Here is a 12,903-nt window from a genome sequence, read left to right as displayed (position 1 = left end):
ATGAAGCTTAAATACATCCTTATATTACTTGTCGCAACCTTCTGTGTGGGTTGTGATTTGGAGGAACTACCAGAAGCTACGACTTCAAAAGGCCCTATATTTGGTAGCGAAAGTGGCTTGGTGCTTTATACCAACTCGTTTTATACGCTGTTTAATGGTAAAAACCTCCATCGAGCCGATGCCATGTCAGACTACTTGGCGCGGCGAGAGTCGCCATCGTTTATTACCGAAGGCAACTACAGCGCCCAAGTGAGTACAGGTTGGAGTTGGTCAGATTTGAGAAACATCAATTATTTTATCCAAAACTGCAACGACCCCAAAGTACCCCTTGCCGTTCGCAAAAACTACATAGGTATTGCACGGTTCTTTCGCGCTTGGTTTTATTTTGATAAGGTCAAACGTTTTGGTGATGTGCCTTGGTACGGTAAGGCGCTTGACGTGGCAGATACTGAATTATTGTTCAAAGGCCGTGATCCACGTAGTGTAGTGATGGATTCGGTAGTGGCCGACTTGGACTATGCGTGTCAAAACATATCAACGAGCAGCGAGCCAACCAGAAGCTTAGTGACCAAGTACGTTGCGTACGCATTTAAGGCGCGCGTGTGCCTTTTTGAAGGAACTTTCCGAAAATACCACACCAACTTAGGGCTGCAAAATACAGCCGCTGGGTTTTTAACCCAAGCGGCTGAGGCAGCTAAAAAAGTAATGGACGAAGGTGGTTATAAACTTTTTGATGGTTCGGGAACGGACAAATCGTACCGTCAAGTATTCATAAGCGCTGCACCTGTGACAACGGAAGTGATGCTGTCGGCGGTCTGTGATTTGGCCCTAAATAACCTAAACGATGCCAACTGGTATTGGACAAGTGGTACTTACGGCGATAAAGCGAGCTTTATTCGGACGTTTATCAATACGTATTTGAACATTGACGGAACGCCTTTTACCAATAATCTAGCCTACAAAACCATGTTGTTTAAGGATGAGGTAAAAGGACGCGATAGGCGTCTCCAACAAACCATTCGGGTAGGCGACTACAAGCGGACGAGTGGGGGTGTGTTGGTACCGTCGCCACCGTTGTTTTCCTATACTTTCACGGGCTATATGCCTATCAAGTGGACGCTGGATGACATGTATTACGATACCCGCGACTTGAACATAAACTCTGTTTCTATTTTCCGCTTTGCAGAAGTATTACTCAACTACGCCGAGGCAAAAGCTGAATTGGGAACGCTCACCGACGCGGATTGGGCGGCTTCGATTGGGGCCTTGCGCAAGCGTGCGGGCATCACGGGTGGACTTACGACCAAACCAACGGTCGTTGATAGCTACTTGCAATCCAACTATTTCCCCGCCATTACCGACCCTGTGGTGTTGGAAGTACGTCGGGAACGTGGCATTGAGCTTTGTTTGGAAGGTTTCCGCTTTGACGATATTTTAAGATGGAAACGCGGAGAATTAATGCAAATGGAGTGGAATGGTATGTACGTCCCGTCGCTCAATACGCCGATGGATTTGAACGAAGACGGGATTTTGGACGTAGCATTTTACAAAACGCTGCCATCGTCGCGCCCTGCGGGAGTGACTTACGTGGAAGTGTCGCCTACCATCGCGGGCAAGCCTAACTCACAACTTATTTCGGGAGATACTTCAGGTGAATTGACGTGGTTGAACAACATTCCCCGTAAGTGGACAGACCGAAACTATTATTATCCAATCCCAACGGCTGATATTATCACCAATCCAAAACTTACCCAAAATGCTGGCTGGTAGAGATTGGTAAGGAATTTTGTAATTTATCACGCGCTCGGCCAACGGTCGAGCGCGTTTGTTTTTCTACACTTTGTCTTTTTTGGGCGAGTAGCCGTAGTATTCTTGGTACATCTTTGAAAAATACGATTGCGAACTGTACCCAACCTCATAAGCTACTTGGGTTACGTTTAGGTTTCCTTCTTTGAGCAATTCATTGGCACGTTCCAAACGCACTTGGTGGATAAATTGAGAAGGAGTTTGTTGAGTCAAGGCTTGGATTTTTCGATATAGTTGCGAGCGACTCAAATTGGCTTTCTGGGCCAACGTCTCTATCTCAAACGATTCTTCGGTCAGGTTCTGTAAAATGATGTTCCTGATTTTTTGGAGGAACAACTGTTCTTTTTCAATCAAAATGGGTGGTAGCGATGCCGTAAGTTCAGGCGTAAGCGGGGTAGAAGTACCAATTTTTAAAAGTAATTTTTGGCGAATCGCGATGGTGTTTTTGACCCGAATTAGCAGTTCAGAAAGGCTAAAAGGTTTACTCATGTATTCATCGGCACCAAAGGAGAGTCCTTTCAGTTTGCTGTCAAAAGACGATTTTGCCGACAAGACAATCATCGGAATGTGGCTGGTACGTTCATCGTTTTTGAGGGTTTGAATCACTTCGTAGCCGTCTGCCAAGGGCATCATTACGTCCGTAATAAGTACGTCGGGTAAAGAAGCTAAAGCGATATCAATGCCCTCTTTTCCGTTGGTTGCGGCTTTTACTTGGTAGGTAGTTTGCAAACTTTCTACCAAAAAATGACGAAGCTCTTCATTGTCTTCAATGACTAAAATAAGTGGTTTATCAGACGGAGTGCCCGTTTCTGATGTTTCATTTATTGGCGAAACGGAAGGGGTAAATTCCAACGAAACGGGTGCGGCTTTGCCTTGGGTAGCAGTAGCTTCGTTCAAAGGAAGTTCAACAACAAACGAACTCCCCAAGGCAAGAATGCTTTCAGCTTTAATGGTACCACCCATCATTTCGACCAATTCTTTCACCAGCGCTAATCCGATACCTGTACCTGCATACTGACGGGTAAATGAGGCATCGGCTTGATAAAATCGTTCAAAAATATGCGGTAGTTTTTCGGGCGCGACCCCGATTCCCGTATCATTGACTTTTAGTAAAAATACTTGTTGGGATAAAATCTGCGCGTTGACAGCCACTTTGCCACCCTCAGGCGTAAACTTGATGGCATTAGAAAGTAGATTATAAACAATTTTTTCAAGTTTATCGTGGTCATAAAAATAAGCAAACCCTGGGTCATCGGCGGAGAAAGTGAGGGAGAGTTTTTTCTTCCCCGCCATGCTTTCAAACGCCCCGACGATTTGGGCGGTTTGTTGGATGGGGTTTCCAATGGTTTCGATGACTTCCAACTTACCTGCATCTTTTTTGGTCAAATCCAGCATTTCGTTAATCAATCGAAGCAATTGATGTGAATTTTGTTGAATGGATTTGATGCGGGGTGTGGCGATTGCATCGGTGTTGGTGGCTTCCAATTGTTCGGCAGCGTTGAGAATAAGCGTCAAAGGAGTTCGAAATTCGTGGGTAAGGTTGGAAAAAAAATGCGTTTTCATCTCGTCAACTCGCTTTAATACTTCGGTTTCTTGCTGTCGTTGGCGCAGTTCTTTTCTGAGCTTACGGCGTTTTTGCCACTCTTTAAAACCCAAGTATAAAACAAGAAATCCGACAACTAAGTACAATAAAATAGCCCACCATTCTTTCCAAAAAGGTTTGATTACGATGATTTTGAGATAACCAACCTCTTTCCATTCGTTGGCCGAAACCCGCTGGGTGGTCGTAAACTTGAAAATGCCAGCATCCATTTGATTATAGGTAACGCGATTGGCCATGGTAGAAAAGGTCAATCCGTTATCGGAGGCGCCATCCAATAATTGTTTGTATTCGTACAGCTTAGCGGGCGCTGCGGGAGCGCTATAAATGGTCAGGTTATCGCCTTCTTGTAGGGTGACAATTGGAATGCCCTTTTCATCACGTACGTACGAATAATTTTCGGTGTTATCTTTGATAACGCTGCCATTGACGGTCAAGAAAATGGGGTGGAACAATTGCGTACGTTGGGTTTGGTTTAAATCATAGACCCTGACATACTTCGCATTCCCGACCCACAGCCGATTTTGGGAGTCAATCATCATCGCGAAGGCAAATCGCCCAGAAGGAGTCAAATCCATCCTAAGTAGCCCTTCACGGTCATTATAACGGTAAACCAAATACCCATGCGTAAAATAGTCATTTCCTTCGCGGTCGGTGGCGAAGTTAACGACGCGGTTATTTTCAGGAACGGAGTGAAGAAGAATGTGCTTCACTTTGCCCGTAGAAGGAGTTAGGACATTGACCTGATTTGAAAAACCTACCAAAATATCTCCGTTTTGACGGAGGCCAACGCTCATAGGCTGGTTGTTGCTGAGGGATTCGGCATTGAGTGGATCATGCAAAAAAACGGTAAATTTCCCCGTGCTGGGCGTATATTTTTGAACTCCCTGATTGGTGGCCAGCCAAAGGTTATGGTCAGCATCTTCTACAATGCCGTTGACGTTGATTTTGTTAGGGGTAACTTGGACAACGTTATCGAGCGTTGGGTCAAACCTTAACAGTCCAACTTCATTTAAGCCAATCCATAAAATGCCTTTTTGGTCGGGATATAGAAAATTACAACCATGTTTAGAAAGGTATTTTTTGATGACCAAAGCGCTGTCTGAGATGCGCACAATTTTCTGGAGTTTTGGGTCAAAATAAGATAGTGAAAACCCTAGACTGGTTTTGAACCACACTTTCCCGTCGGACGAGGCACGGGCTTTGGTGTAAAATTCTTCTTTGTCGGCAAGTGGGTCTTTAAAAATTTGAGTTTGTTTGCCATCGTACCGACACATACCTTTTCTTCCCGCAAACCAGTAGTGACCAGAACGATCTTTGGTAATGTCACTTCCTCCAAAAAAATGCCCCTTGACGGAAATCACTTGGAGTGGCTTTGGCATGATTTGGCCCCAACAGGTAAAGGCAGGCAGCAATAACAGTACCAATAAATAATAAGAACATCTCATGGGTGAGTAGGGTATATAAATGCAACATATTTACACAAAACGACACAATAGTGATTGTTTTTTGAGGTGTGGAAACAGTTGAATAAGCGACATAATTGCCTAATGCAATATAGGTATATAAAATGACACTTTGGTGATTGTGTGGAGGGTTTGGGTACGATTAGCTTTGTAGAAATCCAACTAACCTCGGTCGTTGGGCTGCCCTTTACCCTTTTTTTGAAAAGTTATGAATAAACTATGTACTGCCTGTATTGTTTCCATTTGGCTGGTCATTGGGTTCGACAGTCTTGGCCAAGCCATTGACTTGAGTGCTTTGAAAGGTGGGGATACTAAAGTAAAAGTAAGCGGTGGTCTGAACGGCAATGTGGTCTATACTGCTAGTCAAGCGACCAATATTCCGCCCATTAGTTTGTTTTTGAGCGGAAATCTCAATGTAAGCTACCGAAATTTTAACCTTCCGTTGAGTGTCAATTACTCCAATCGGAAGTTTACGTACAGTCAGCCTTTCTCTTTCAACTTCGTCACGTTTCGGCCTTCCTATAAATGGATTTCGGCAGAAATAGGGACTTGCTTTATGTCTTTTTCTCCCTATTCGCTCAGCGGTCACCAGTTTCAAGGTGTGGGCTTGACCCTCACGCCCAATCGGTGGAGCGTCAGTGCCATGTATGGGCGTCTTTTTAAAGCGACTGATGGCAATCCCGAGCTTCAACAACTTCCTACCTATCGGCGCATGGGGATGGGTGTCAAAACGGTATATAAATCTGACCATTTTACCCTTGGCTTGAGCCTTTTTAATGCGGCAGACAAGCCTAATTCGTTGGCGCACCTTTCTGAGCCACTTCGCCCTCAGCCGAAAGAGAACATGGTGGTGGGCTTAGAATTCAGTACCATGCTTTTTCGGAAATTAGAGGTGAGTGCCGCCTATCATTCCAGCTCGCTTAATGCCGATACCAATCAGCCTGATAGCAATGGCATCGCCCGTCAAAAATCAATTTCGGGTTGGCTGCTAAACAAATCATCGTTGGGGCAGTCGTATAATAGTTACCGTATTGGAATGAATTACAATTTGAGTAAATCCAACGGCATTATCGGCATCGAATACCAAAAAGTCGATCCTGACTACATTACCTTGGGTGGTTATTATTTTGTCAATGATTTTGAGAACCTTACCCTTAAATACAGCCAAAGCCTGTGGTCGGGAAAAGTGAACTTGTCGGGTAGTTTGGGGCTTCAGCAAGACGACATTGCCCGCCAAAAATCGTCGGGGCAACGACGCGTGGTCGGGATGGCAAACCTCATGTTTTCACCTTCTCAACGCTTAAACGCAGGAATCACGTTTTCTAATTTTACTTCCTATTCTTTTGTGAGAACAGCCTTTGACGAAATCAGAAGATTGAATCCTTTTGAACAATTAGATACCCTTAATTACCGCCAAATCAATCAGAATATTTCAGCATTTGTCAATTATACGTTGTCTCAAACTGAGACAAGAGTGCAAACCATCAACGTCAATGTTTCTCAAATGCAGTCCGTTGCTAAGCAGGGCGACGTCGTGCGCGTGGGGCAACAATCGGGTTTTATCAATTCTGACATTACCTACAACTATCAATTACCCCAAAAAGCCCAAAGCATTGGGGTAGGGGTCAACACAAGTTTTAATTCCATTGGTACCCAGAACTCCTTTTCGGTGGGGCCGTTGTTTCATGTCCAAAAAGGGTTTCTCCAAAACAAGCTGACGACCAACACCGCCTTGTCATACATCTACTCAAAAGATGCGACATTAGAAACGAGCGCGGGGGCTTTTAATCTTCGCGAAAGCGCCCAGTATAATTGGGACAAAAAAAATAGCCTCTCGGCCAATCTGGGCTTCACGCAAGTGTCGGGTTCTACATTGGCGGGGCGCACGTATGTGTCGGCAACGGTGGGCTACATCAATCGTTTTTAATCAATCAGGAAATGAAAACTATTCGATATATCGTACTCATGGCACTGGTCTTTCTGCCGCTGGCGAAAACGATGGCGCAGCATTTTCCAGTACAGGCAACTTTTTATTCCAAACCACCTTATCCCATTTTCTTGTCGGATTATGCCAATCCTGTGGGTCAAAATTTGACGCTCAAAGTGTTGCTTCGGGACTTGAACTTAGGCCCTACGCAGATTTATTTTCGTTTTCGTATTTCAAGCAATCGGATGACGGTCGGAAATCCTTCTTTTCGGGTAAATATGCCCATTTTTACCCTGACTCCTGGCATTGTTCAGACCTTCACCCAAGCCGACTTTGGGAAATATTTTGAGTGGATGAATCTGGGTATGAACCCGTTTTCGTATGCCCTACCACTACCAGAAGGTATTTATACATTTTCGGTTGAAATCATGGATGCGTTGACGAATAAACCGCTTTCCAAGTTGGAACAACTCCCGCCCGTTTGGCTCATTGTGAACGACCCGCCGCTGTTGGCGCAGCCCCAAAACGAAAGCATTCAAAAGATACAAAATCCGCAAAACTTGGTCTTTCAGTGGACGCCGCGTCATCGTCAGGCCAATACAGTTGAATACCAGTTTACGCTGACGGAATTGTTGGTGCCCGATAATTTCAACGGCAATTTACAGAACCTTTTCCTATCCCAACCCCCTTACTACCGAACCACGACGCTCAATTCTTCTTTTTTGTACGGCCCGACCCTTCCTCCGCTCATCGCAGGGCGTACCTATGGCTTTAGAGTGCGGGCGGTGGCCAAAAAAGGATTTGAGGACATTGGTATTTTTCGGAACGATGGCTACAGCGAAGTGGGTATTTTTCATTATGGTGAAAAAAATCGCGCTCCCGTCATTCTTTCGGCCCGATGGGGAAACGACGCCAAGCCTCTGATTACTTGGAAAGGCATCGAGCGACATGCTCAATTTGAGGTCTTTTACAAAAAAACAACGGTCACAGAGGAGGTATCTTTTCCATACTTTAGTTTATCTAACCCCTATCTCCAAAAAGTAGGAGAAAATACCTATGCGGGAAAAATCAACGCCGTAAGCGATGTTAAGTCAAGTTATACCTTTCGGGTAAGTGGTATCACGGGGGTTTCAGGCGAAGAGTCGCTTTCCTCGGGGTTTGTCACCTTACCGCCGATTGATTGGTCGAAAATCACCATCAACGGAATCACGCGCGACGACGAAGATTACCTTGGGCTGTTGGCGGGGAAAAGCCGCAAAGATAACCCTAACCCTTTGGTGGCTACTTGCCAAAACCCACGCATCAATCCGACCGATACCAAAACCAACGCGGTAGTGCTGGGCGATACCCTTCATGCGGGTGGAACGGATGTGGTTGTGGTATCAGACGAATACGTCAAAGCCCTCATCAAAACACCGAGCGGAGGTACGACCGACGTTAAACTTTATTATTCTGCCGATTTTAAAATCAATCAATACAACGAGCTGATTTCAGGGTATTTGACGGGAGAAGTGACCAACCACCGTATCAAACTCCTGAGTTCGGGAAATGCCATTGGGGAAGAAGACATCACCAATCAGCAATTGGTTTCACTTGGGCTAAGAACCGACTCGCTCAAAGTGCTGGCCAATCAGTATCACGACCAGAGTAAGAAACAATTGAGCTATACTACTGCCTATAAGTACATTTCGGTCATTTCTACGTCTCTACCTACCCTTCTAAACTTGCTGACGGCCAAGCAGGCATTGCTCCAAGAAAGTATTCAAGTGCTCAACGGCGAGTTGACTAAAAATCTGCCCAATCAGCAGCGCACCCAACTTCAAACAATGAAAACCAAACTAACCGCTCAGTTAAGTGAAACCCAACGAAACATTGACCGCTTGAGTACGTATATCCAAAACTTTGGAGGACGTAAGTTTTCCAATGATGTACAGGGGTTGCTTTTGCCTCAACTCTTTTTATAACTGCCCAACGCCCGTTAATCTCTTAAAGTTATGTTTGCTCGAAATAACCTATTGATACTCTTCTTTTTATGGTTTGTGCTGACCGCCCCCGTTACCTACGCAGGCAACGATCCCACTACGACCAGTGGCGGTGAAAATCAGCGCAAAACCATGCTGGCGTTGGAAGCAGCCCTCAATAAAAGCCTCAGTGTGCCTAATGCGGTGGAAATGGTCAACGTGCTTTCGCCTACTCAAATTCCAACGGCAGATTTGACCCAAGAAGCAAAAGAAGCCAAAGCATTGTTTGAAGAGCTGGAGCGGCAGAATAAGGTCTTAACTCAGTTTAAAAACAATCCCCTGCAATCGTTGCCCGTAGCGATTCCGTTGGACGGTACAGGTCAGGGATATTTGGCCTTAAAAAAAGCAGTTTTTTACCCTACTCACGTCGAATTGGAAGTGTATGCTCGTCTGTATTTGGGTGACGAAGAACTTTATTTCGGCAATAAAAAAGTGAATTACGTGCCTGGCTCTGGTTTTGCGGGCAATGCCTCCTTAGCATTGCTGGGCACGCAAGAGTTTTCAAATGCACAATACAAACTAAGCCTGACAGGGGGCACCGCCGCCAACTTGCCCAATGCCAACGCAACCCAACTGAAAATCAATTGTGGAGCTTTTGAAGCGTTGGTGTTGAAGGGAAAATTTGAATTAAACAAAGAGAGTTTTCTCAAACTGGACGCCAAAGGCTATCCGATGGCGGAGGGGACGGTGGTTACTTCGGGGATTGACATTCAAGTAACTAACCTAAGTTCGCTCACTGTCAAACTCAAAGACCCCTTGGCATTTACTTTGAAAAAGTCCGCTAAAGTAATGGGCTTTCTCTTAGAAACTGCCTATTTAGACTTTTCCGAAACAGCTACACCTGCATCGCTCAATACGCTTTTAGATATGTTTCTAAACCCAAGAACAGACAGCAATCGAAAACAATGGACAGGTCTTTATGCCGAAAAAACGCGGGTTTATTTGCCACTTTTCTTTTATCCAGCTACCAACAAAGATCCTAATCCGGCACGCCCCGTTTATGAGTCTTCGGCTTTGGTCATGGATCCATCGGGTATCTACATGACTTCTTCTGAAACTGCGGTTGCCAAATGGGATAAGATGGGAGGTTCTCCTATGACTGTCGATCAAATCCGATTTGTCCTCAAGAAAAGTAATTACAACTCGTTTGATTTGAAGGGGAAAATTGGGGTGTTATTAGCAAAAAGCCCTTTTGCGTCTAAAGGTGACAAATCCTATAATTTTGATAACCTCAAACCGGAAGAATACCTCAAGTACACAGGCAGTTTGGATGATAAATCGGAAAATTTTGCCATGAAGGCCGAAACCGCCAACAGCATGTATTTTATGGGGGCCAAATCGGCCTTACGTGAAGACTCAAAAGTAATATTTACCCAAGATTCACCCACGTATCGCAGTACTGCCATCACCGCTACACCCGATGGCAATTCGACGACAAATAACCTCGGTCTTCCTGAATTAACAACTGGCCTTTTAGATAGCCCAGGCGCGCATTCTTTCAAAGCCCGGCTCGTTACTCCTAAATTAAGTTTTCGCTTTGTGATTGGAAAAGACTTAAATGGTAATACAGTAAAGCACGATACAGTTTCGAGCAATACCGATAAAATCGTAAGCTTAGGAATTATTCTGGCAGAAGATGTTGTATTAGGATATTCATTTTTAAGCAAAAAACCCATTTTCAGCTTTTCCCGTATCGGTTATCAGCAAATGGGAAAGATACCAGTTTTTGGGAATGCTGGCTTTAAAAAGTTGATGGTCAGTTATGATGAACAGGAAAAAATGGCGACCCTTGAAGTGGAAGCGTATGCCAATTTTAATCCCCAAAGCAGACAAGCTGCTTTGGGTTCAACGCCCGTTGCAACCACCAACCCGCCCGCAAAATCTACCATCCAAATCAGTGTGGGTTTTAACCTTACTTTTGGGCTGGAAGTGTCCGACGAAAAGTCAGAAGTTTCCTTCGACGGGTTTGAGCTTACCTCTTTACGCATCAGAAATGCCACAACAAACGGTTTTACTATAGATGGTTCCCTTCGATACGTCACCGACGATGAAGACTACGGAACGGCCGTGATGGGAGATTTGATGGCTGAGATAGAAACGAAGTCCCTGAAAGCTGCTGATAATAAACCTTTACCCCGATTTCAAATCAACTGGATTGCTGGTAAGAAAGACGGCTATACATACGGATATTTTGATGGAATGTTTGATATGGGCGCAGCGGCAGGGATTCCAATGGGCGCTGTTAAGATTAACGGATTTGGCGTGGGGGTCGCGGTCAATATGTATCAGACCAAAGAGTTTGGAAGCCGAAAAACAGCTACTGGGTTGAAATTTTTACCCAAAGAAAAGGTGTATGGAGCCATGATTTCGGTCTCGCTTATCACACAAGATGCGAACCAAAGAGGCTATGTAGGCATCTATTTTGAATTTGCAACGGATGGTGACGGTTTTCGTAAACTCACTTTATACGGCCAGTGGGAAATAGCGAAAGATGCTACTCCAATGGATAATTTTAATGTAAAGGATGTCATTGCCAAAACGGCCGGCAGTTTACCAACAGCCCCAGGGGCTTCTAACACAACGCCAGTAGCCAAAACTACAAGCAATTCTACGTTGTATAATAAACAGGTATTTGATGCTATTAAGATGCTGGATGTGCCGTTGGATGACAAATTTGCCCTGTTCAAATTCAACTTCATGCTCGATAACTCTGAGGAAGAATTTCATGCCGAAGGAAACCTATATGGTTTTATGCACATGAATCTTGATTCAGCAAATAGAGAGGACGGTTCATACATTCGGGGAGCGGCTGATGATGAAGGACTGGGCTTTTTGGGAATGATCAGTTTTCGGGCTCAAAAAGACAAAGGGTATTTCTGGATTGGTCGTCCTGATCAGCCCTTAGCCATTGAAGCGATGATCAATGTTGGTACAAAGCCTGACTCTCCCACCTATATTCGTTTCGGGGCTACGTTTTTTATGATTGGAGGAAATGTAGGACTGCCTAGTACCAAAGTCAAGTATTATTCTTTGCTCGAAAATGCCAAAGATCGAATCAATTCTGAACTCAGGGATAGGAAGCAAGATGAGGTTCATTTTGATTTGCCACCCTCTTTTCAAATGGATGGTAATCGGTACTTTGCCATGGGCTTTTCTTTGGGAGGGTCGGTGGAGCTTAGTAACTCAGAAGCCAAGATTTTCCCTTATTTCCAAGCATCAATAGGTTTTGGGATGATGTTGTCGTACAGCCAAGTGCCTACTTGCAACAATGCTAATTTCTTAGGTTCTGCAATTTTTCACGGTTCTGGTGAATTGGGTTTAAGCATTAATATAAAAGCCACTGGAAAAACGAGATTTGCGATTCTGAAAGGAGCTTTTTCGGTAGGCGGTGTAGGCGACGGCAAAAAGAGTTACGGTGCTGGTGTATTTGAATATAGCATTCTGGGAGGGATTGTTGAAGGAAAGGCTTTTTTCAAAGTAGGGAGCGCCCCCTGTTTAGACCCTCGCATATATAATTTGAGCAGTAATGTCAATTTGGTAACCGATACATCGCCCAAAACCAATATCATATCTTCTAATTCATTTGGGCGTGCCGAATTTACGGAGGGCGAAGTGTTTCTCAATGAAATGATAATTCTTAAAATCCACCCTGAAATAGCCGTCTATGAACGTTGCAACATTGTCCTTGATGGTCGGGACACGCTTGTCAATGTGGCAATAGTGGCTAACTATAGCATCAGCCCTATTAGTAATATTCAGCGCTGGAAAGACAAACGATCTGAGCGAAGGGATGATGAAATACGATTTGTAGGATTGGACAAAACTTTCAATAAAGTCGTAAAAAGGTCGCCTAAAAGCGTACTTTGGTGGAAAGCCAACCTGCACGTTCCTGGCCAAAATAACCTTCTAAAAGTTAAGCTACTTATCACTGACGATGCCAATATTCAATTCGGCGACGGCGATCGAAATTGGGATAAACTGGGTGGTTTTGAGCAAAACTTTGAGTTTCGGTTCCGAACGAGGGCTTCTTTTAAAACGGAACACATTAAAAAAGATCACGACTACTATATCCGAAACCCCTAA

General features: G+C 44.5%; 5 protein-coding genes. 4 read left to right on the top strand and 1 reads right to left on the bottom strand.

Annotated features, from left to right (window positions below):
- Entirely contained in the window at positions 1–1,770 is a 1,770-nt protein-coding gene (locus AC23N5_RS11685) for a RagB/SusD family nutrient uptake outer membrane protein (RefSeq protein ID WP_487755712.1), read from the top strand.
- 63 nt (positions 1,771–1,833) lie between these two features.
- On the opposite strand, the gene AC23N5_RS11680 is transcribed toward AC23N5_RS11685, so the two are convergent.
- Positions 1,834–4,788, bottom strand: coding sequence for a hybrid sensor histidine kinase/response regulator transcription factor (locus tag AC23N5_RS11680; protein ID WP_487755711.1), 2,955 nt, complete (start codon positions 4,786–4,788; stop codon positions 1,834–1,836).
- Between the two features lie 292 nt (positions 4,789–5,080).
- Here AC23N5_RS11680 and AC23N5_RS11675 point away from each other — a divergent pair, with 292 nt between their 5' ends.
- The 3 genes from AC23N5_RS11675 to AC23N5_RS11665 are packed head-to-tail and all read left to right on the top strand — an operon-like array spanning position 5,081 to position 12,903.
- Positions 5,081–6,799: a hypothetical protein gene (locus tag AC23N5_RS11675; protein WP_487755710.1), complete on the top strand. Its 1,719-nt coding sequence runs from the start codon at positions 5,081–5,083 to the stop codon at positions 6,797–6,799.
- 11 nt (positions 6,800–6,810) lie between these two features.
- The gene (locus AC23N5_RS11670; RefSeq protein ID WP_487755709.1) at positions 6,811–8,763 is read left to right on the top strand and encodes a hypothetical protein; all 1,953 of its coding nucleotides are present in this window, start codon (positions 6,811–6,813) and stop codon (positions 8,761–8,763) included.
- Positions 8,764–8,793: 30 nt separating this feature from the next.
- The gene (locus tag AC23N5_RS11665; RefSeq protein ID WP_487755708.1) at positions 8,794–12,903 is read left to right on the top strand and encodes a hypothetical protein; all 4,110 of its coding nucleotides are present in this window, start codon (positions 8,794–8,796) and stop codon (positions 12,901–12,903) included.

This window comes from Runella sp. R5_40, from assembly GCF_057652295.1.
Note: the sequence above shows the minus strand (reverse complement) of the source record. Positions and strands in the feature narration are given on the sequence as shown.